Raw genomic sequence first — 21,008 nt, 5'->3', positions numbered from 1 at the left:
CCCGGTATTTCTCGAAGAACATGTCCTCCAGAACCGCCGTGAAGTCCTCCCCTCCCAGGAAATTATCGCCCGCCACGGCGCGCACCTCTAAGATGGTATCGTAAAGCTCCAGAATGGATACGTCAAACGTCCCACCGCCCAGATCAAACACCAGAAATCTGGCATGCTCCCGGTTCTGATACAGTCCGTAGGCGATGGCCGCCGCCGTAGGCTCGCTGATGATCCGCTCCACCTTGAGACCCGCCAGTTCCCCGGCCCGCTTGGTCGCACGCCTTCTGGCATCGTTAAAATAGGCCGGCACGCTGATCACCGCCTCCGTCACCTCTTCCCCGAGATAGTGTTCCGCATCCTCCTTCAGCGCCCGGAGCACAAAGGAGGAGAGTTCCTCAGCCAGAAAGCTTTTATGACCCAAATGAAACTGCTTCCTGCTTCCCATATCACGTTTAAAGACGCTGGCCGTACTCTCCGGATGGAGCAGTCCGCGTTCCACCGCAGAGTCCCCCACATAAACCTGATATTCCTCATCTTCCGCCGAACGAATGTGAGGGGGAGTCTCCGCACATTCCGCCGAACGAATGTGAGGGGGAGTCTCCGAATCCATACTGACTACGGAGGGCGTCAAACGCCTCCCCAGCCGGTTCGGAATGATCTTCGGCCCCTCATCTGTATAATAAGCCGCCAGGCTGTTGGTCGTTCCCAAATCGATTCCAATGATCATTTCTTTCTGTCCACCTTCTTCTGTAAATTATCCAGCGCACACATCACCGCGATAGAATGGGGATCCAGCCGTACCGCCTCCCGGTACATGAGAAGCGCGTTCTCCTGATCGCCCATGGCCTCGTAACACCAGCCCTGGAAAAGGTATTTCTCATAGCAGCCCTGGTAGCGGCAGCCCTTGCACCGGTATCCCCGGTCCATCTGCCCGAACAGCTCCATGCCCTTCTCCCGTTCTCCCATCGCCAGATACAGCCAGCCCATCACGCCTTCCCGGGCCGGTTTGTAGGGGCCGTAGGCCAAATAGTCCTCCTCCGTTCCCTCTCCGGACTGCTTAAAATGCTCCAGCGCCGCCTTCGCATGTTCCTTTGCCGGACCGTATTTGCCCATCAGGTAATACGCCCGCGCAAGATACCGCTCATAGTCGAATAAATCGCCGTGATCCGTCGTTCTGGCAATCGCCCGTTTCAGCCAGGCCGCCGCCTTCGAATAGTTTTGTAGTTGATCCATATAAGCCTGGCCTAAATCGGACTGCCGCTCCGCCTTCTTATCCGCCGCCGCGTTCTCAATCCCTTTCTTATAAAAATGCAGGGCCTTTTTATCGTTTCCCTGGTAAAACCACAGATCACCCATACGGCTGTAGTAGTCGTCCATTTTCGTCGTATGGCCGTAGGCCTCCTCCGCCCTGTCATACTCCCCAAGGTAGGCGTAAAGCTGGCCAATCTCCTTCCAGAACGATGTGTAATCCGGAAACAGCTTCAGATCCTTCTGATAGCATTCGATCGCTTTCCGGTAATCCCCAAGCGCCTCGTAGCAGTCGGCCATATTGCTGTACGGAAGCAGGCTTTTGCTGTCCTCCATATATTCCACGGCCTTCTCGAAATATCCGATGGCCTCCTCAAAACGGCCCAGATACTTATAGCAGCACCCCAGATTATTATGCGCCGCCCAGTCCTCCGGGACATACTCGAGCGCTTTCTCGAAGTCGCGTATGGCCTCGTCGAGTTCCATGGCGTTCATGTAGATCAGGCCACGGTGCACCAGATAGTAGCAGTTCTCCGTAACCGCGATCTGACGGCTGATATAGGCGATAGAAGTGTCAAAATCGGCCCGTTTGTACTGATCCTCATATTTTTCCCGGTAGTAATCCGCCAGCTTCTCGCAGGCATCCCGATATCCCTCCTGGAGTTCCAGCGCCTTTTCAAAGTTCTCGGCGGCCTGCGCCTTCATCTTCTTTCCCTCATAGCACAGTCCCCGGTTATAATAGAGGGAGGGCGAGCTGCGATAGACCTCCTCGGCGCCGGCGTATTCCGTCAGTGCCTCATTATATTTCTTCATATCCAGATAAATGTTCCCGCGCACCAGCCGGTACTGCATCCGGCCCGCATTTTTCCGAATGGCCTCGGCCATGTGGGACAGGGCCTCCTGAAACTCATCGTTATCCCAGTGGAGGAGGGCCGTCTCGAATTCCACCTCGGAAGTATCCTCAATATCCGTTTCACCCTCGATCTCCTTCATCAGCTCCCCGCAAAGCTTTAAGGGAAGCTCCCGGTCCTCCTTCTTCCCGGCCAGATTGCGCAGAATCTTCACCTCATACAGCTTGAGGCAGCTGGAAAACTCCACCCCGTTCTCCTTTGCCCGGTCGATGACTCCCTTGGCATCCTCAAACTGGTTATGATAGAAAAATACCTGCGCCGCCAAAAGATACGGCTTATAATATCCGGCGAAAATGCCTACCGCCCGGTGGTAATCATCCACGACCTGCTGACCCTTTCTCAGCTCATAGCACGCTTCCTGTCTGATTAAATAGGCCGGATAGTAATTCTCGTCTTCCTCCAGAATCTGATCGCAGACATCCACCGCCTGCTCATACTGCTTCGACTCACAGAGAATGTGGGCGAGGTACTGACGGTACCCCATCCGCTCCTGCTGGCTGTCCGCTTCTTTCGCCGCCCGTTCCACATATGCGGCCGCCTCCTCCTGTTCCCCCAACTGGTAACAGCATCCGCCCAGAATATAGAGCGCCCGCCCCAGTCTGGATCTCCGCCTCTGATTCTCCTGCGTCCCGTCATCTACGGTCCCGGTAATCATACGGAGCCACTCCTCTAAATAGGGGCGCGCTTCCTGATAGCGCTCTGCCTGATATAAAACACGGCCGAACAGATTGGTGTAGCTGTATTCCTGTCCCTCTTCCGGTGTATAGTTCTCCAGATACCGGATCGTCTCATCGAGCCTTTCATTCTGGAACAGGCACCAGGCCAGCTCAATGGCCCCCTCTCCCGCCGGGATGTCCTTTCCCTCTTCATGGTACTCCGGATTTTCCTGAAGCCTTGTGATAAGCGCCTCATTGGCCTCCTTCAGCCGGCTCAGAATCTCCTCATCACGCCCGTCCAGCTCCAGAATCTCCATCATCCATTCCCGCGCCTGCCAGTACCGCCCCTTCTCCATCAGACAGGAGACTGCGCCGGTTTTAGCCTGATAATAGTCCGGATAGTCGTCCAGCACTCGGGTCCAGACGGCATAGGCCTCATCCTTTTTTCCTTCCCGGTAACGGACACGTCCGATATAGGACCAGATATAAGGGTCATTTCTCATGGAACCGCCGCATGTTTCCTCCAGCTCATCGGCGAGACGCGCCGCGCCGGCCGCATCCTCCTCCGCAAGCAGGAGACGCAGACGCTCCACCTCCTCATAAGGATGCCAGACACCAAACGCCGCCAGATCGTCCAGCTCCTGCGCGCATCCCTCGAATTCATTCCTGTCCGTCTTTTTCTTCACCGCAAAATAGTGGTCCAGATAGCCGTCCACATTCTCTTCCCCCGCGCCCCTGCGCCGGAAATATTCGAACCGGATGAAGCCCTCATGTCCCACATAATATTCGACATAATTCAAAAAATTCTTTGGAAATTTCTCTTCCAGAAATTCGATGTCTTCCACAATCTGAAAGTTTTTATCCAACAGCTTCCATATCTTCTGCGGCAGATAGACATGATTCATCAGATAGGCCAGAAGCCGCTCTCTGGCCTCCAGCGACGTATCCAGACCGTCACAGACCGGATCCTCCAGAAGCTCCCTCCACGCCTGCTCATCGGCGCGGTCGTATACATCGCGGTAGCACTCGTCGACCCGGTCGATCCACGCGTCAACCGCAGTCTTTTCCTCCGTACCGCCGCCATTTTCCGGTTCCGTCTCATCATCCGGCTTCGCGGCAAATGCCGCCGCAGTCTCGTACGCCGTTCGCAGGCGTTTAAAGCCCTCCGGGTCGTCTTCCGGATTCGTCTCCTTCAGAAGCTTCCTGTAAGCCATTTTCACGGCGTTCTCATCCTTCGTCTCTTCGATACCCAGGATATGAAAACTCATTTCTTTTTCCATAAGATCCCCTGCCTTACTTATCGTTCAGTTTATAATAAAACATGTACTGCTGCAGAATCCCCGCGTATCCCCGATACCGTTCGAGCGGAAAACCGCCGGGATAATAAGTGTTCACAATCTGTTTTACATGAGTGTCCACCGGAAATGCCTCCACGTGGTGAAGCCCGAATAAGCAAACACAGTCGGCTACCTTTCTGCCGATGCCGAATTCTGCTGTGAGCATGCCGTGAGCCGTGTGATAGTCGGCGGCGCGCAGGTCATCCAGCCACTTTGCGCCGTCCGGGCCGCTGCATTTCTCCGCCATGGTCCATATGTACTTATCCCGGTATCCGAGTCCCAGGCCGGCAAGCCCTTCCAGACCGCCCGCCGCCACCGCCCCGGCCTCCGGAAATGAGTCATACGTCTTCTCCACCGGTTTCACACAGCCATCCGGTTCCAAAACCAGCCCGATACCGGTTTTCCTTTCCCCGAATTTCGCACACAGTGCGTCCACGCTGTTTCGGATCCGGGGAATATTATTATTCTGAGAAATCAGGAAGGTGACGATCATCTCCCACAGATCCTGGCGGAGAATACGCACGCCGCCGCCAAAGGCCATGGCCGCCTGCAGGTACTCATCCTCCGGGTCCACCGAACATTTTACCGCCTCATAGTCCGTATCCATATCGAAATACGTACGCCACCCCCCTTCAAATTCGTCTTCCTCACAGGAAAACAGGAAATGGCTCCCATTCTGCATGACTTCCACATACCGCCCCCCGGCGGCCGCGGACCATATTCCGCCATGCTCCGTTTCCGCAACGAGCCGCATACGGAAGCACTGGCCGGACTTCGCCAGCTGGTCCAAATCCATATTTTTAATCTCTGTCTCGTACATTCATGGTCTCCATTCTATTGGTGCAGACACAGACATAATCTAATCCGCATTTCTGTTCAACCGCTTCAAAGCAGCCCGGAGTGCCGCCTCATCGCCATCCGCAAAACAGTATCCGTCCATACCGCAGGCTCTGGCGCCTTCGATATTTAACATCACATCATCAATGAAGAAACATTCCTCCGGCTTTAAATGGAACCTTTCAAATAAATGCTGGTACATCTCCTTCTGCGGCTTCACGCATTTCACCTCCGCAGAAAAGAGGATTCCGTCAAAGCATTCGATGCCCGGGATAATCCGGTAACATTCCAGAAGCCGTTCAGACGCGTTGGAGCAGAGGTAGATTCCGTACCCCATCGCCTTCAGTTCCCGGACCAGCTCCCCCATACTCTCCATAGGCCACATGTTATACTCATGCCAGTGCGCCAGGCAGAGGGCCGCCATCTCCTTCGCATGATCCGTTTCCAGTCTGGCCTGCATCCGTTTTAAAGCCTCTTCCTCCGAAATCACGCCCATATCCAGCATCAGCCATTCCGGCGACACAAACACGCTGGTGCTGACCGCCTTTTTCTCCTCCTCATCGTCCATGTAATGGCCGCAGACTCTGTCCGCGTCATAGCCAACCAGCACTTTACCCATATCAAATACAATATTCTTTATCATCTTCTTATCTCCCGTCTCTTGTAATTACAGATGTCTACATTGTATCGGATATTCCCCTATCCGTCAAGAAAACCCACGGAGCGCGGCTGCTTCAGCGGCCATACTTCCTTAGCGCGGAGTGCGCATCCTCCCGGAGGGTTTTTATTTCATAGGGCGCACCCTATGAAATAAAAAATCCCCCGCCCGAAAACCACAGCGGCTGAATCAACGGCTGTGGTTCCCGGACGGGGAAATGTGTTGGTTGGAAACATTATTATTGGGGGGGCTGCTTCCTTAATTACAAGAAAATTATACCGCCTCCGCGCCTTTCTTACAATGGCATTTCCCGAATCTTCACGATTTCTTTACGATGCTCTCCGGCCGTCATCCGCCATCGCAAAAGGAACAGGCAAAGAATTCGAAAAACAGAAGAACGCCATTGACAAAATATGTCAGAAGTTTTATAATTAATAATAGTTACTGTTATTAATTCATACCCAGGAGGAATATTCACATGAGCAAACACCTATTTACTGACATCCGGGTCCCCATCGAGCCGGATAATCCCTCTGTCATGCGGCATGAGGAATTGTGTATCAAATGCGGCCAGTGTAAAACGGTCTGTACCGAGTCCATCGGAGTCGCAGGCTACTATGATCTGTTAAAGACGGGCGACACCGCCATCTGCATTCACTGTGGTCAGTGCGCCAATGTCTGTCCTGTCGGCTGTATTACAGAAGTTCCTGAATGGGAAAGCGTAAAAGCGGCCGTGAACGATCCCGACAAAATCGTCATTTTCTCCACATCGCCGTCTGTGCGCGTGGCACTCGGAGAGGAATTCGGCATGGAAGAGGGAAGCTTTGTGGAAGACCGCATGGTTGCGCTGCTTCGCGCCCTGGGCGGTGATTACGTTCTGGACACCAACTTCGCAGCCGACTTAACCATTATGGAAGAGGCCAACGAACTGATCCGCCGGTTAACCAGCAATAATATCCCCATTCCCCAGCTCACCAGCTGCTGCCCCGCCTGGGTAAAATTTGTGGAGACGTACTATCCTGAATTCAAGGAAAATCTCTCTACCTCCAAGAGCCCCATCGGTATGCAGGGTCCGACCATCAAGACGTATTTTGCCAATCAGGAAAACCTGGACCCGAAAAAGATCGTAAACGTGGCGGTCACCCCATGTACCGCAAAGAAATTCGAGATTCGCCGTGAGGAGATGTGTTCTGCAGGCAAAACGCTGGGAATCGACGGCATGCGTGATATGGACTACGTCATCACCACAAGAGAACTGGCCCAGTGGGCCCGGTTCCAGGGCATTGATTTCCTCGCCCTGGAACCGGCCGGATACGATCCATTTATGGGAAAGGGTTCCGGCGCAGGTGTGATCTTCGGCAATACCGGCGGCGTCATGGAGGCCGCGGTCCGCACTGCCTATGCCGCCCTCACAGGCGAACCTGTACCCGATGACCTATATGACCTTAAGGAAGTCCGCGGACTTGCCGGCACGAAGGAGGCTTCTCTGACCATCGCGGGAACCAGGCTGGACATCGCCGTCGTATACGGCACAGCCAACGCCAGACGGCTGCTGGACAGCATCAAACGCGGTGAAAAGTTCTATCAGTTCATAGAAGTCATGACCTGCCCGGGCGGCTGTATCGGCGGCGGCGGACAGCCGAAGGACAAGAACTTCTCCGGCGACGGACTGCGCCAGAAACGAATTGACGGCCTCTACGCGAGAGACCGCCAGATGAAGCTGCGTTTATCCCATGAAAACCCGGAGATAAAAGCCATTTATAAGAATTTCTACGAAAAACCGCTCAGCCCTCTCGCGGAGGAGATGCTTCACACCTCCTACATAGACAGAAGCAGCGATTTGGGCAAAAGTTGATTGATTTAATTCTTTAACAGCTCGTGGCGGCGTTTAAACCAGAAGTAATACGGAACTTCCGCCATGAGCATGAAACTCCAGCCAATCAGACAGGCCCAGGCGACCCCTGTCATTCCCATCCGCGGCACCAGAAGATATACGAAGACAACACGGAAGGTGATCTGGATCAGCGTGGAGACCAGCGTAATCGACATATTCCCCATTCCCCTGAAAAAACCCTGGATTCCGTTGGTAAATGCCGGCATCAGATAAAAGAATGCCATCAGGCTCAAATACTCCACGCCGGGCGCCACCATCTTTGTATCTCCTTCCGATACAAACAGCCTCATCAGAGGCTCCTTCAGAAGCAGGATCGCTGTGCAGATTATCACCCAGTATCCTGCTTCGACGAGGAGACCGTACCGGAATCCTTTCTTCACGCGTTCTTTCTTTCCTGCCCCCCGGTTCTGGGCGATAAACGTCATCATACCACTCGAGATACTCTGTTCCGGAGTAAATGCAAAATCATCCACCCGGTTCACCGCATTAAATGCCGCTATCGTACTGACCCCCAGCGGATTGATGGCTCCCTGGATCAGAAGCTTGCCAATGGGCTGGCAGGACTGCTGCAGCGCTGTAATGGAGCCGTGCTTCAGCGTCAGCTTCAGCAGTTCTCTATCCATGCGGATATCCTCACGTTTCAGCTGCAGCAGAGGTACCTTCCGGTAAACGTAGACGACACACAGGACTGCGGACACCGCCTCCGCGATATCCGTGGCCAGCGCCGCCCCCACGACTCCCATGCCAAAGCCGGCGACAAACACCAGGTCCAGACAGCCGTTAAGCACCGAGGCCATTGCCAGGAAACGGACCGGCGTCCTGGAATCTCCCACACTCCGCAGGGCGGACGCCACCGCGTTATACAGATAGGTAAACGGCATTCCGAGAAAGATAATCCTCAGATACACCACTGCGTCCCCGAATATCTCCTCCGGCACCCGCAGTGCCCTCATAACCGGGACCGAAAGCAGCACTCCCAGGAGAACCACGACAGCCGAAAAGAAGCAGCCGAAGATCAGCGTGGTGGATACCTGGCGCTTCAGCTGTTCCCCGCGGCCCGCCCCAAAGAATTCGCTCATTAATACCGAGGCCCCTATACAGATACCGGTAATCCCCAGGATCACAATGTTCATCACGGGATTCGCCGTTCCCACCGCCGCAAGGGCATTCTCTCCCGCCCATCTGCCGACGATGATCGAGTCCACCGCGTTATAGGTCAGCTGAAACAAGTTGCCCAGAATCAGCGGGATAGAAAACCTGATCAGCTCTGACGGTATCTTCCCCTTTGTCATGTCCTTCATCATAATGTGCCGTCTGATCCCCTTTCTTTCGCCGGAACCGCACCGATCCAGACGAAGAGCATGCCGGCTCCCGCGCAGGCCACACCGATGGTCAGCATAGCCGGAACCCCTGCTGCGTCAATGATCTTTCCGCCAAAGAGATTGCCCACCATTCCGCCGACCGTGATAGCCGCGGTAATGAAGGCCTGCCCCTTTACCCGGTCCTGCTCTTCCATCACCTCATCCGAATAGTAGACGGAGGCCGGGATCAGGATCGCGAAGGACAGGGCCTGAAGCAGCTGGCTTGCATGGACCAGCAGCACACTGCCAGCCATCCAGATTGCAGCGGCTTTCAGCAGGAAGCCCAGACCCGCGATCTTAAGCAGGCGGTTGGGCCTGATTCTCTCTGCGATCTTTGAAAACATCACCATCACCGGAATCTCACAGACCGCGGCAATGGCTATAGACGTTCCCATATCAGAGCTGTCCCCGCCGAACCGCTCCATGATCTGTATTAAATAGGTATTAACCATATTGTGAAAAGCGAACAAAAATACAATGCCGGCCAGCACCAGAAAAAACTTCCTGTATTTCCTGATCAGCCCCCAGCCGCTGCCCTGTGTACGGGAAATGACATCTCCTTTTGACGGGATCTCCGAAGGCTTTTTTGCACTCTCCGCCATTTCTGCGCCACTTTCCCTCCCTCGTTCCATCCGAAATGAGGAAAGCACTGCCAGCATGGTGACCAGCAGGAAGCAGATGGCAATGGGGATCACATTTTCACCGAAAGACGCCACAAAATACCCCATAATCCAGGAAAGAACCGCAAATCCCAGGGAGCCCGTTCCTCTCGCAATCCCGAAGTTCATGGATTTCCCGCGGCTTAAGTAATATCCGTTCACCGCATTGACCAGAGGCTGCTGAACGCTTACCACGGCCATAACCACCATGAGCAGGCCTGCTGCCAGATACCGGGATCCCGGTACGAGCGCCAGCGCTGCCGCCGGAATAATTCCAAGGACGGTGATACACATCATCATCTGTTTCAGCGTATATTTCTCACTCTTATCCGCCACAGCGGCAATCCACGGCTGCAGGACTGCCCCCGTAATATTTCCAAGGGCCATCAGAACACCGACACCGCCCGCCGAAAATCCCCGGGACAGCAGAAATACCGCTATAAACGTAAAGACCGAACCAAACAGCATCCAGTAGTTTCCCTGAAGCGCCGCATATTTTATCGTAAGACCGCCGTCACCCTGTGTTTTTTTCATACTTCGCCTCCCGCGGCTTTAATAGCTTCTCAGCTTGTCACTCCCGTCGTCCGTCGTATTCTCCAGACGTTTCACCACCACGTAGTATCCCGCCTTTTCGTTAATCCTCACATAGACCCGGTCTCCCACCCTGTGCCCCATAATGGCGCTGCCCAGAGGTGATTCCGAGCTGATAAGACCCTTCATGGAATTTCCCCTCACCGTGGTCACCAGCTTATACGTCTCCACCTCGTCGTCATCCTCAAAATATAAGTCCACCGTATTGTAAAGGCCAATCTCATCCTCCCGGGATTCATCGGATACAATCTGCGCCGTCTTGATCATTCTCTCCAAATACCGGATCCGGCTCTCATTCTGGTTCTTATCCTTCTTGGCCGCGTGGTACTCGAAATTCTCGCTTAAATCTCCGTGAGCCCGCGCTTCCTTGACCGCTTCCAGCGCTTCCTTCCGGACCACCAGCTTCCTGTGATTTATCTCTTCCTGCATTTTCTGAATATCATTCTTTGTCAGCTTATCATACATAATTCTGCATTCCTTTCTGTCATTCTGCCATCTTATGAGTATATCATATTGCCGGATTCATTTCCACCTTCACCGCACCTTCCCATTATCATTTATTCTACCTTCTTTCCTGCAAAACGGCAAGCCGGAGCTTCCACGGCATATGCACTCCGTACCTCTTTTCATACATTTCAAGTTATATTTCTTGACTTGCAGGGGGGTTCTGTGTATCATTAAGGCAGAGTGACAGGGGGCATAATAACATATGAAACGGGATTTGGAAGCCTTGAAAGAGGAGAACAAAATATTAAGCAATCTGGCCAGCCACGACTGGCTGACCGGCATCTATAACCGTGGTGCTACAGAAACAAAAATCAACCAGCTGCTGGCCGAAAAAAAGACCGGTGTCCTTTTCGTGCTTGACGTGGACCAGTTCAAGCAGATCAATGACCGATACGGTCATATCAGAGGCGATTCCGTGATCCAGGAGGTTGTCCGGATTCTGAGTCTCATGACCTTTAAAAATGATATACTGGGCCGTGTAGGCGGAGATGAATTCGTCATCTATATGCCGCTTGCGCAGGACCAGAGTTTTGTAGATGAGCGGTGCCGCCAGATACGGACCCGCCTTTTAGGAATCCAGATGACCAGCCCGCTTATCAACGGTATCTCCGTCACCGTATGCGGAAGCCTCTATCAGTCCGGTGATGATTATAAAAGTCTGTTTGACCGCGCCGACCAGCTGCTTCTGGCCGAAAAGCAAAAGAAAAATAAGAAACCGGCTCTGACCGCCGCCGAGGAACGCCGTTCCGCCGCAAAAAAGGGCATCGACATCGATATGGCGTTAATCCGCTCCGAATTATCGGAACAGGAGCTGACCTCCGGGGCTTACTGCCAGGACTATGATACCTTTAAAAGCATATACCGTTTTGTAGAGCGCCGGCTGCGTCGAAGCGGCGAAAGCGCCTACATTATTCTATTTACCTTGACCGACAAAAACGGAGATTTCCCCATGCTTCAAACGCGGGAGCTGCAGATGGATACCTTAAAGTCTGTCACCCAGCATTCCCTCCGCCTCGGCGATGTCTTCACCCAGTACAGCAGCTGCCAGTACCTCGTCATGGTCTCCGATGTGGATAATCAGAATGCGGAGCTAATCGCCAACAGAATCTCCGAAACCTTTTACGCGGAGACGGCTGCGATTAAAGACAAGCTGCTGCTGCATCACTGCTATCCGCTAAAACCGGCGGGTACCACTTAAATAACTAACCAACACATAAAAACTCCGGAAAAGGGTCACAGAACCTTTTCCGGAGTTTTTATATCTCCTTCTGCATCTTCTATTCCATTACTTCTTATGATGGGAAAGCAGCCTGTCCAGATACACCGATTTCAGCTGTTTGCTCGCCAGCGCCTGTTTGACCGGAGGCAGCTCCAGAATAGACGCAAACACAGCCGCCATCGCCCGGTGATTGGCAAATGCCTGGTTATCGAAAATCAGATTCTGCAAAGTCCCCTTTTCAATCGCCTGAAGAACAAACCGGTGCGTGCTGTTAACCGGCGTGATAATCTGCTCCGGGCGTCTCTTCAGTTCGATGGCCTTCACCGCACAGTTTCTCGCGCAGACGCCGCAGCCCAGACAGATTTCCCTGTTCACAGCCGCCTTTTTCTTTCCATTCTCTCCTTCTTCCATGGAAATGGCCAGAACCGGACAGACCTTGGCACACTTACCGCAGCCCACACAGTTCTCCAGGGATATTTCCGGTATATAATTCGTCGTTGCCACCGGCTGCATCGGACTGAAATGTCTTGCCGCCTGCAGTGCCTCACAGCAGCAGCCGCAGCAGTTACAGATGAATGCCGGATGTTCCCGTACATTTTCCCCGATCTGTACCAGATTGCTGGCGTAAGAGCGTTCCAGGGCATCCAACGCCTCCGCCTTGGAGATTAACCGTGCATAGTCGCCATGCTGCGCCAGAGAACGCGCCACATTGTCAAACGTAAGGCAGACATCCCAGGGCGCATTGATCTCACACGGATGGCCTGCGTGGAACATCTTGTGACGGCAGTAGCAAAGCCCCAGGCCGATGTACTCCGCCTCCTCCACGATATGGGTGGCACGCTCGTAATCCAGGATATGATTCGTCTTGTCATTGGTCAGAACCGGCTCCTGCACATACACACGGCCCAGCTTTGTCTCCGTGGCAAAGAACAGGTCCTTGATAAAATCTTCCTCCACGTTCATATACTGGTAGTAAAGCTCCCCCAGATAGTGCTGGTCGATATCCCCTCTCGTCCTCATCAACGCAAATTCAATGAATCCAGCCATTGGCGGCGGCATCACAAACTTGCGGATTCCATTGTGGTAAGAGTCCACCAGAAGCGCCTTCTCGCATAAATGGTCCAGCAGCCGCTCCGCCTTAAACTCCGACGTCTGCCAGATCTTCGCCGCCTTCTTCACCGTAAACGGGCGCACAGGCAGGAGTGCCACCCATTTCGCCTCTTTCTCCGTGTACAGCACTTCCAGTATCTTATAAAGGGTCTCCGAAGTAGGTGCGCCCTGTGTAAACCAATTGATACGGTCGCTTAAGTTCCGGTATGCGTCCCGCGTTGTTAAATGTCCCATTCTTGTTTCCTTCTTTCTGTTCTGTTCATTGCCACCATTCTGCTCATTGCTGCTGTCCTGTCTACTGCCGTTTCCCCTTTTCAACCCTCTCAAACCGCCTCATTCACTTACGTTACCGGTTTCCGCCGCCAGTGTTCCTCCAGAAACTTCACCATATCCACCGGAATAAAATCAGTTCTCGCTATCGGATTCAGGTGCGCGGTCGGTTTATGTAAACCCAAAGTATAGAATCGTCTTTTCTCCGAATTGGGAATCACACCTTTATGATTCTTTAATGCACATGTGACCGCAGCCTGGCAATGGTCCTTCAGAAGCTTCTTCGTCATCGCCCGGTATTCTGTACCGTGAATGATACCGATATCGTTCTTCTCCATCTTCCGCCTCCTTCCGGACCATGTACCGCTAATAGAAATATTAACATATTTTAGAAAATAATACCAGAAAAGAGGGCGAAACAGTGATTATCAAATTCCGATAATCCCGTCTCGCCCTCTCCTTCACATGAAGGGCTTCTCTAAAATACTCTTAACCGTTTCGTCCTCCACCTCCAGGAAAAACGGCATCCCCGGCCTCGAATCGCGATACGTCTTCAGATAGCTTCGAAACAGTTCCCGGCTGGTGGTGCTGATCAGAAGGTCTTCATATAGATCCGCATCGACGAAGTCACGTCCCCAGTCAATAAACGTATAATTGGTCTCCTTCGTCAGCTGCAGCGTCTCCGTTGTCTCATCTGGATTATAAATATAGTATCCATCCGGCATATCCCCCTCGGTCAGATTCAGTTCCCGCATCCGGTCCGTGTCTTCATCCGTAATGTATTCGGCAATATCCACCTCGATCGTATCCGTTCCCAGACTGACCACATATGCGCAGTACGATTTCACTTCTGACTCTGATTCGTTTACTGCTTCTGCTTTCTCCGCGCTCCCACAGGCTGTGACCCCCACGGTCAGAGCCGCCATAATCCACAACAGAACTGTTTTTCTCATTGGATATCCCCCTCCCGGTCCGTTCTTTACCCTCATTATACATCACGATACCGGTTGGGGCACCTTACATCTTTCTTACTTCTGAATTACCTTTTCAATCGCCTATAGCTTTAACTCCATAATTCTAGCGGTATTTTAATCAAAAATCCCTTCCACCCACTGCTCGATCCGGCTGCCAAAGTCCTCTCCCCACTGGTCCATCTTCTTTTCATACTCCTTTTCCAGTTCATCGATACGCACTTTCACCTCATCCGAAAATTCCCCTGTTCCGAAATTCCCCATAAACGCCTCAACAAATGGATCTGTGATCTTCATAATCCATCTGTTATTTTCCCGGCATACCGTCACCTCCACATCGGTCGTCACACTTCCCTCCGCCTCATCGAGAAATGGAAGGACTCCGCCTCTGTCGTAATCAGACTCCGCGATCTCCTCAAACAGCTCCTTCAGCCCGGTTCCCCGGCCGCCCACCATTTTCTCCAGGATATGAACCGTATAATATCCCATGACGTTGGACATATCCGTATTCGTGATGCGCAAGGTAATGACAGACTGGCCGCCCTCTGTCGTCTCCCCGATGATCTCCCAGGACAGATTCTCCACCATCTTCTCCGCAAACGCCTGATTAGACCGCTCTTTCGCCCCCTGCAGGATCCCCGGCTGCTGCAGCTCGTTGAACACCCGGTACCTCCTTTCCACCGGTATCCCCAGCCAGTTTCTTTCGGTGCTGACATAATTATCCGTGCAGGCATTAAACGTCCTTAAATCCAGTGCCTGTAAAGCCTCCATGGCCGACTTAACCGCCGCTTCCGGCGTCTCTGCATTGGCAGTACTCCTCTTCCCTCCGCAGGCTGCCAGGCAGACACATACCACTGCTGCCATTACAATCCTCATTTTCAGTCCCTTCATTTGCCCTCTCTCCTTTCCGTGAAACGTCAGATTCACTGATCCAGCCGCTTCTCTAATCCAGCCGCTTCTCTGATTCGTCCCCCTAATTATAGGAATCTTCGCCTCACAGAACAATAACCGGAGCACAAACAGACGGTGCGGCAGCAAAAAGAGGCGCCTTCCGGCACCTCCTTCCATTTTCCCCCTCAACAGATAACCAGTACTGCGTATCATAAACTTCACAATACTGTCTCCGCCAATCCCTCCCTACTCCGCAGCAGGAATCATCGCAGAAAAGCAAAACCAACCGTCCTCACATCGCAGCGCAGAGGTTCCTCCGCTGCGTTCAATCACGCCATTCACATTGAGCAGGCCGATTCCATGATTGCCCCCCCCATCCTTTTTCGTAGTAACAATTCTTCTTCCGTCAATGATGACAGGCACCGCCACAGGATTTCTAACCGAAAGGATCAACTCCCCCTCCTCCAGTACCATCTTAAACCGGATCACCCGGTTCTCCTCCAGCTTTTCGCATGCCTCCACGGCATTGTCCAGCAGATTGACAAGCAGCGTGACTAAGTCCTCCTCGCGCATCGTCAGCCCGGACAGATCGTTGACAGACAGAAGCATCGTAATATTTCTTTCCAGCGCGCTCTGATACTTCTGATTTAGCACCACATTGACAACCGCATGGTTTGTGTTTACAAAATCCGCGTTTTTTCGCAGTCTTCCATTCAGCGTTTCCACATAATGGAGCGCCTCCTCCCTGCGGTCCTCCAGAAGAAGGCCCTGGATGCAGGTCAACTGATTCTTGTAGTCGTGCAGGTCACGCCTCTGCCGTTCATAGTTTTTCTGCATGTTCTGGTACATCTTCATCTGGTTCTGTGTGCGTTCCTGGAGCAGTCTCATCTCCTGCACCTGGGCATCCTTCTCCAGAATATTTCCAATAAAATACAGGGCAATCACATTGAGGACGCCAAAACCGGCCACCGCCACCAGCCGCTCCGTATCCCCGCCTCCCATCATCATACTGATTGCCATAATCACGATCATACTGAATATGGGAAAATACCCAAACCTGGCCCACTGCGCCCCAGTAAGGCCGCTGATCTTCTTCCGGTACCGGAAATGAAACACCAGCATCAGACAAAGCAGAACACTGTAGGACAACTCTTCCTCGATCATCTCAAGTCCCCGGTATTCCGGGGGCAGTGCGTATACGGCCGACACGACAATGGCCGTCACGATCCACATGGCCGCGCAGAACAGCACGGAAAGAATCAAACTCTGCACCGCCTTTATCTGAAAGTAAATCCACGAAGCCAGCCACAGGACGGCGATCACTCTCACCGGCTGCAGGATATAGGGCGGAATCTCCGTAAATGCGATCACCAGAAATCCCAGCGCAAACGCCGGAACCGCCGTATACTTCACCCATGCTGTGCGCCAGACCCGCACCGGCACGATCGTTTCATAGTATATGCTGCAGCCAGTCCCCAGCATCAGGCACAACAGGATATTTCGCATCACAATCCCCATTACAGCGCTCCTTTGTATACTGCATACTCTTCTTTCACCGCCTGGAACCGGAGCCGTGGAATGGGCAGCCGTTCCCCGCTGTCAAGCTCAGCCTCATAATTACCGATCCGCCTCACGTGCTTCATATTTACCAGATAGCTCTTATGGATTCGCAGAAAACCGTATTCCTTCAGCCTCCCTTCGATCTCATCCAGCTTTAAATACACCTGATAGGCCGCCGGCTCCGCTCCCTGATAACAGAAGACGCACTTATGCTTCCGGCTCTCCACGTAGAGAATCCGATCCGTAAACAGCCTCACATTCCCCTCCACACAGGAAAATTCCACCTGCTCCAGCCGTTTTCTCTTGAGAACCGCATCCATACACTCCGGAAGAGCCGCCTCCAGGGTGTCCTTCATGATAAACCGCACCGCGTCCACCTTATATCCCTCCGGCGTATAGTGAATAAATGCCGTCACAAACACAATCTCCGTCTCCGAATGAAGGGACCTCATCCAGGCGGCCGTCTCAATCCCGTCCACACGGCTCATGTTGATGTCCATGAACACAACGTCAAATTTCACGGCGTTTTCCGGCAGGCTCAAGAACTCTTCTCCTGACAGAAATATGGAAAACGTGTACTCCAGCCCACGCTTCTCTAAGTATTCCGTGAGGAGCAACCGGATGGTTTTCCGGTAATATTTTTCATCATCACAAATGGCAATCTGAAGCATAAACCTCCCGCACTTTCCCGCTGTATCAAAAAATCCCACAGATTCTGATAATATCCTACACTGTTTAATTACTCAAAATTTTATTGAATTTAATATCATGTTATATTATAGATAGAAAAGGAACAACCGCCCACAAGGGGTTGACCCATAAGTTTAGTTAAAGAACCGCCCTTACTCGCCAAAGTACAAGGGCGGTTTTGCTATGTAGAACTACTTACAAAACGAAAAAACGAATGTAAGTAATGCCATAAGGAACAGACCAACTCTTTTTGCCCAGACATCAAAACGCCGCTAATCAAATTTATTACTGACAAACCTTTATTGACGCTTGTTGATCTACCACCATATCAGTCTTATCTCAAATACCCATTTTTTGTCTGTTATGTTCCAGTCACTTGTCTGTTACGAACATGTTTTCATAACTTTTCAGGCTTTCACATAATTGATTTAGACATAGAGAAACCCTTGAAAACACTGAATTTTCAAGGGTTCTGTTAATTTTCTTATAATATTTCTTATTATCTCTTGGAGAACTGTGGAGCACGACGAGCTGACTTTAAGCCGTACTGAAATTCTTTGATTGCCGTTTTTCCTTGATATTCTAGGCTTTTTTGCCCTTTCGGTTCTCGGTTGTCCTATTCCTTAACCACAAAAATAGGTGTTTTTTCAATCAGAAGCCCCTCTGATGTAGCGCATCATTTACCACCTCAAATAACTCCTCAGGCTTATTGTACTTTACCTTTGCATAGATGTCCATAGTTGTTTTGCTGTTTTCATGCCCTGCAAGGTACTGAACCGTCTTAGGATTCACTCCCGCATAGAGAAGATTGGTAATGTAAGTGTGCCGCAGCTGATGTGGTGTCACATCAAAATCTATCGTGTATTTGATTTTGGGTTGGTTCTTCTGTGTCATGCCCAGCGTTGGAGTAACCGTATATTTGATACTCTCCCCATTTACATACTTATAGTAGTTCCGGGGCTTAGTGGAACGGACAACTACATACTGCCATACCCTCTGAAACTGTGAATATGCAAGCGGCTCTCCTTTGCTGTCAGCGATCACATAATCTGATATAGAATTTTCTTTCGCTTCTCGCAGACAATCTACCAAGCACTTCGGTATCGGAATATCCCTTTTTGCTGCCGGGGTCTTTAGCACCGTAGAAACCACGGGTCTGTTATGCTCTGACCGCCATGCTCTCCGCACGGATATATACGGAGTAGGTGCATCCAGAAACACACAATCCCAGTGCAATCCAAGTGCCTCCTCCCGGCGAAGCCCAGAATACAAGCAAATCATAATGAACAAATAGGGTGGCAGCCCCTTGACTGTATCCAATAACACCTCAACCTGCTGGTCGGTTAATGCGTCTTTCTTCTTCGTTGGCTTTCCGCCCTTTGCAGATATTCCTACACAGGGATTATAAGTGATCAGCTCACTACGCTCTGCCGAGTAAAAAATACATTTAATGAGCATATTTACCGTATTGTATAACCCCTCCGATTTGTTGGTCAGCGGCACAAGCGCCAGACGAATATCATCTGCGGTTACTTCCTCCATATACATATCCCCCAAAGGCTTAATGATATAATTCCTCATGTCAGAGGTATATGCTTTCATCGTAGCTGAAGATACCTTTGCTGATTGCATCAGCAGCCATTTCTCACAATATTCAGCAACCGTCGGATGCTTTCGGCGAAAAACAATCTCCTCGACCTGCTTTTTTGCTGCCTGCTGTTTTTCATATAGTTCTTCACAAGTGGTCGCATACAAGCTGACCTGCTTGCCATCCGCATCCTGAATCCGTGTTCTGTAATATAGGATTCCTTTTCTCATAACAGTTCCGTACTGCGGAACACTTCTATTTTTCTTTGCCATATAGTTTTTCCTTTCTTGATAATGAGCGTTTACAACTTACACTCTCGTTTTATCAGAAAGCATGAATTTAATCAAAGATACGGATTGAGGAAAATGAAGAGCGAGACATCCTTGCCTCGCTCTTAACTAATTATGATGTTTCATTGCTTCTGCACTTTAGGCTCAAACACCATCCCACTGAGCAAATGCACCGCCCATGCTTTTAACCAGCTCATCCGGTCGATTGTATTTGACTTTTGCATAGATGTCCATTGTAATCTTGCTGCTCTCATGGCCTGCCAAGTATTGTACTGTTTTGGGGTCTACCGATGAATGAATCAGGTTCGTGATATATGTATGCCGGAGCTGATGGGGTGTTACCTCAAAGTCCAAGCTGTAAACCACTTTTCCGTTATGAGCAGCCTTTTCTCCCAAGACGGGTGTGACAGTATGCTTTACTCTTTTCCCATCTTCGTATCGGTAATAAACCCTCTCCTTTGTTGTTCTGGTAACTATATACTGCCAGAGCCGCTTGAACTGCGTGTAGGACAGCGGATCGCCATCACGATTTGGAACAACATACTCCGAAGCGGAGTTTGCTTTTGCTTCTCTCAGGCAGTCAGCCAAGCAGATAGGGAGAGGAATATTTCTCTCCGCTGCTTTTGTTTTCAATTCATCAAGAATGACCGGTCGGTTGCTTTCTGTGTGCCATGCCCTTCGTACTGTCAGGTATGGGGTATCCGTATCCAGATATACAGAATCCCATTGCAGGGCGAGGATTTCTTCTCTCCGTAAGCCCGCGTACAGACCAAGCATCACAAATACATACGGCGGAAGCCCTTGAATGGCATCCAATAAGCGGGCTGCCTGCTCATCTGTCAGAGCTTCTTTTTCTTTCTGCGGAACCCCTCCGCCTTTTGAGGTCAGATAGACCGTGGGATTCTTATCAATGATCCGGCTTTCCTTTGCTGCCCGGAAAATAGATTTGTAAAGAACAACCACAGACTTATAAACCGAAGCCGATTTTTTTGAAACAGGAACGAGGGCAAGCTGGATGTCATCCAAAGTCACATCCGCCATCCCCATATCACCCAACTCTTTGATAATGTGCCTTCTAACTTTAGATGTATAGTCAGTCATTGTGGTAGCCCGCACATGAACCGACTGCATCAGCAGCCATTTCTCACAGTATTCTGCTACGGTAGGAGACTTCCGACAAAATGTATCATTGTCGATCTGCTCCAACGCATTCAGTTCCTTATCATATAATTCTTCAGGTGTCCTTGCATAAAGAGCCCTCAATTTTCCATCTGCATCCTGAACTCTTGTCCTGTAATAGTCAAGACCGTTCAGCGTAACTGTACCGTATTGTGGAATCGCTCGTTTTCTATTTGCCAATTCCTCCACCTCCTAAGAATAATCTCCAGCGCTGTACCTTTGTTTTATCAGACCTCTCTGATTCCATCAAGGATACGGACCGGCTCACGATCTTCCGCTTCGAGGTTTACGGTAAGTTGCGCTTCTCTCAACTGGTTTTGCTCTGTGCGTGCATTTTGCGATATACTCCTGGAGACCTGCCGCAGTAAAATACACACAGCCATTCTGAACATACTGCACATAAGAGATCAAGCCGTTGTTACGGGCGGCATCCAGCGTTGCTATGCTGATTCCTAAGATTTCAGCAGCTTCTTTTCGTGTAATGAGTTTTTCCATAGACCATATTCCCTCCAATCTGTCAAGGTTATCATCTTGCTTTCAAAACCACATGAATACGCTGGCAACCGAAACTGCCAGCGCATGGTATCTGA

The 21,008-nt window shown here is 51.2% G+C and carries 17 protein-coding genes and 1 pseudogene; 2 read left to right on the top strand and 16 right to left on the bottom strand.

Annotated elements, in window-relative coordinates; genetic code table 11:
* From ACLTD4_RS17445 to ACLTD4_RS17430, 4 genes are all read right to left on the bottom strand, one after another.
* On the bottom strand, positions 1-718 hold a 718-nt coding region (locus ACLTD4_RS17445), incomplete at its 3' end, for an Hsp70 family protein (protein ID WP_412331442.1).
* Complete coding sequence (locus tag ACLTD4_RS17440; RefSeq protein WP_117622423.1) at positions 715-4,086, bottom strand: J domain-containing protein; 3,372 nt, start codon at positions 4,084-4,086, stop codon at positions 715-717. The genes ACLTD4_RS17440 and ACLTD4_RS17445, both read right to left, overlap by 4 nt.
* A gap of 13 nt (positions 4,087-4,099) precedes the next feature.
* A complete protein-coding gene (locus ACLTD4_RS17435; RefSeq protein ID WP_117622422.1) occupies positions 4,100-4,963 on the bottom strand; it encodes a DNA-3-methyladenine glycosylase family protein in 864 nt (287 codons plus the stop codon).
* A gap of 39 nt (positions 4,964-5,002) precedes the next feature.
* Positions 5,003-5,623 (bottom strand): HAD family hydrolase, encoded by a 621-nt coding sequence (locus ACLTD4_RS17430; RefSeq protein WP_117622421.1) that lies wholly within the window; start codon positions 5,621-5,623, stop codon positions 5,003-5,005.
* A gap of 493 nt (positions 5,624-6,116) precedes the next feature.
* Here ACLTD4_RS17430 and ACLTD4_RS17425 point away from each other — a divergent pair, with 493 nt between their 5' ends.
* A complete protein-coding gene (locus ACLTD4_RS17425) occupies positions 6,117-7,493 on the top strand; it encodes a [FeFe] hydrogenase, group A (protein ID WP_117622420.1) in 1,377 nt (458 codons plus the stop codon).
* A gap of 5 nt (positions 7,494-7,498) precedes the next feature.
* On the opposite strand, the gene ACLTD4_RS17420 is transcribed toward ACLTD4_RS17425, so the two are convergent.
* From ACLTD4_RS17420 to greA, 3 genes are read right to left on the bottom strand one after another with little or no spacing between them, the layout of a single operon-like run.
* Entirely contained in the window at positions 7,499-8,836 is a 1,338-nt protein-coding gene (locus ACLTD4_RS17420) for an MATE family efflux transporter (RefSeq protein ID WP_055653579.1), read from the bottom strand.
* Complete coding sequence (locus ACLTD4_RS17415; RefSeq protein WP_117622418.1) at positions 8,833-10,086, bottom strand: MFS transporter; 1,254 nt, start codon at positions 10,084-10,086, stop codon at positions 8,833-8,835. Before ACLTD4_RS17415 ends, ACLTD4_RS17420 begins: the two co-directional genes overlap by 4 nt.
* A gap of 18 nt (positions 10,087-10,104) precedes the next feature.
* Positions 10,105-10,608, bottom strand: coding sequence for a transcription elongation factor GreA (gene greA, locus ACLTD4_RS17410; RefSeq protein WP_002604655.1), 504 nt, complete (start codon positions 10,606-10,608; stop codon positions 10,105-10,107).
* A 244-nt stretch (positions 10,609-10,852) separates the two neighbouring features.
* On the opposite strand from greA, the gene ACLTD4_RS17405 reads away from it, so the two are divergent.
* Positions 10,853-11,848, top strand: a complete 996-nt coding sequence (locus ACLTD4_RS17405) for a GGDEF domain-containing protein (RefSeq protein ID WP_055653574.1) — start codon at positions 10,853-10,855, stop codon at positions 11,846-11,848.
* Positions 11,849-11,935: 87 nt separating this feature from the next.
* On the opposite strand, the gene ACLTD4_RS17400 is transcribed toward ACLTD4_RS17405, so the two are convergent.
* From ACLTD4_RS17400 to ACLTD4_RS17360, 9 genes and pseudogenes are all read right to left on the bottom strand, one after another.
* The gene (locus ACLTD4_RS17400) at positions 11,936-13,213 is read right to left on the bottom strand and encodes a 4Fe-4S dicluster domain-containing protein (protein WP_055653715.1); all 1,278 of its coding nucleotides are present in this window, start codon (positions 13,211-13,213) and stop codon (positions 11,936-11,938) included.
* Between the two features lie 107 nt (positions 13,214-13,320).
* A pseudogene (locus tag ACLTD4_RS17395) lies at positions 13,321-13,527 on the bottom strand (DUF362 domain-containing protein); the annotation flags it as partial.
* A 183-nt stretch (positions 13,528-13,710) separates the two neighbouring features.
* Positions 13,711-14,202, bottom strand: a complete 492-nt coding sequence (locus ACLTD4_RS17390) for a hypothetical protein (protein WP_117622416.1) — start codon at positions 14,200-14,202, stop codon at positions 13,711-13,713.
* 135 nt (positions 14,203-14,337) lie between these two features.
* Positions 14,338-15,111, bottom strand: a complete 774-nt coding sequence (locus ACLTD4_RS17385) for a hypothetical protein (RefSeq protein WP_117622450.1) — start codon at positions 15,109-15,111, stop codon at positions 14,338-14,340.
* A gap of 246 nt (positions 15,112-15,357) precedes the next feature.
* Positions 15,358-16,629 (bottom strand): sensor histidine kinase, encoded by a 1,272-nt coding sequence (locus ACLTD4_RS17380; protein ID WP_117634140.1) that lies wholly within the window; start codon positions 16,627-16,629, stop codon positions 15,358-15,360.
* On the bottom strand, positions 16,629-17,342 hold the full coding sequence (locus ACLTD4_RS17375) for a LytR/AlgR family response regulator transcription factor (RefSeq protein WP_117622415.1): 714 nt from the start codon (positions 17,340-17,342) through the stop codon (positions 16,629-16,631). Before ACLTD4_RS17375 ends, ACLTD4_RS17380 begins: the two co-directional genes overlap by 1 nt.
* Before the next feature lie 670 nt (positions 17,343-18,012).
* Complete coding sequence (locus ACLTD4_RS17370; protein ID WP_002571065.1) at positions 18,013-19,221, bottom strand: tyrosine-type recombinase/integrase; 1,209 nt, start codon at positions 19,219-19,221, stop codon at positions 18,013-18,015.
* A 162-nt stretch (positions 19,222-19,383) separates the two neighbouring features.
* Positions 19,384-20,598 carry a tyrosine-type recombinase/integrase gene (locus ACLTD4_RS17365; RefSeq protein ID WP_002571064.1) on the bottom strand — a complete coding sequence of 405 codons (1,215 nt, stop codon included), beginning with the start codon at positions 20,596-20,598 and terminating at the stop codon, positions 19,384-19,386.
* A gap of 84 nt (positions 20,599-20,682) precedes the next feature.
* Positions 20,683-20,913: a helix-turn-helix domain-containing protein gene (locus tag ACLTD4_RS17360; RefSeq protein WP_009321998.1), complete on the bottom strand. Its 231-nt coding sequence runs from the start codon at positions 20,911-20,913 to the stop codon at positions 20,683-20,685.
* Positions 20,914-21,008 lie beyond the last annotated feature (95 nt).

The sequence above is a fragment of the Hungatella sp. genome (genome assembly GCF_046966825.1).
Note: the sequence above shows the minus strand (reverse complement) of the source record. Positions and strands in the feature narration are given on the sequence as shown.

What these genes read in the sequence shown, in the direction of transcription:
- ACLTD4_RS17375 (WP_117622415.1), bottom strand. Translation starts at nt 17,342, where the DNA reads ATGCTTCAGATTGCCATTTGTGATGATGAAAAATATTACCGGAAAACC.
- ACLTD4_RS17415 (WP_117622418.1), bottom strand. Translation starts at nt 10,086, where the DNA reads ATGAAAAAAACACAGGGTGACGGCGGTCTTACGATAAAATATGCGGCG.
- ACLTD4_RS17370 (WP_002571065.1), bottom strand. Translation starts at nt 19,221, where the DNA reads ATGGCAAAGAAAAATAGAAGTGTTCCGCAGTACGGAACTGTTATGAGA.
- ACLTD4_RS17380 (WP_117634140.1), bottom strand. Translation starts at nt 16,629, where the DNA reads ATGGGGATTGTGATGCGAAATATCCTGTTGTGCCTGATGCTGGGGACT.
- ACLTD4_RS17420 (WP_055653579.1), bottom strand. Translation starts at nt 8,836, where the DNA reads ATGATGAAGGACATGACAAAGGGGAAGATACCGTCAGAGCTGATCAGG.
- greA (WP_002604655.1), bottom strand. Translation starts at nt 10,608, where the DNA reads ATGTATGATAAGCTGACAAAGAATGATATTCAGAAAATGCAGGAAGAG.
- ACLTD4_RS17440 (WP_117622423.1), bottom strand. Translation starts at nt 4,086, where the DNA reads ATGGAAAAAGAAATGAGTTTTCATATCCTGGGTATCGAAGAGACGAAG.
- ACLTD4_RS17400 (WP_055653715.1), bottom strand. Translation starts at nt 13,213, where the DNA reads ATGGGACATTTAACAACGCGGGACGCATACCGGAACTTAAGCGACCGT.
- ACLTD4_RS17430 (WP_117622421.1), bottom strand. Translation starts at nt 5,623, where the DNA reads ATGATAAAGAATATTGTATTTGATATGGGTAAAGTGCTGGTTGGCTAT.
- ACLTD4_RS17360 (WP_009321998.1), bottom strand. Translation starts at nt 20,913, where the DNA reads ATGGAAAAACTCATTACACGAAAAGAAGCTGCTGAAATCTTAGGAATC.
- ACLTD4_RS17425 (WP_117622420.1), top strand. Translation starts at nt 6,117, where the DNA reads ATGAGCAAACACCTATTTACTGACATCCGGGTCCCCATCGAGCCGGAT.
- ACLTD4_RS17390 (WP_117622416.1), bottom strand. Translation starts at nt 14,202, where the DNA reads ATGAGAAAAACAGTTCTGTTGTGGATTATGGCGGCTCTGACCGTGGGG.
- ACLTD4_RS17435 (WP_117622422.1), bottom strand. Translation starts at nt 4,963, where the DNA reads ATGTACGAGACAGAGATTAAAAATATGGATTTGGACCAGCTGGCGAAG.
- ACLTD4_RS17405 (WP_055653574.1), top strand. Translation starts at nt 10,853, where the DNA reads ATGAAACGGGATTTGGAAGCCTTGAAAGAGGAGAACAAAATATTAAGC.
- ACLTD4_RS17385 (WP_117622450.1), bottom strand. Translation starts at nt 15,111, where the DNA reads ATGAAGGGACTGAAAATGAGGATTGTAATGGCAGCAGTGGTATGTGTC.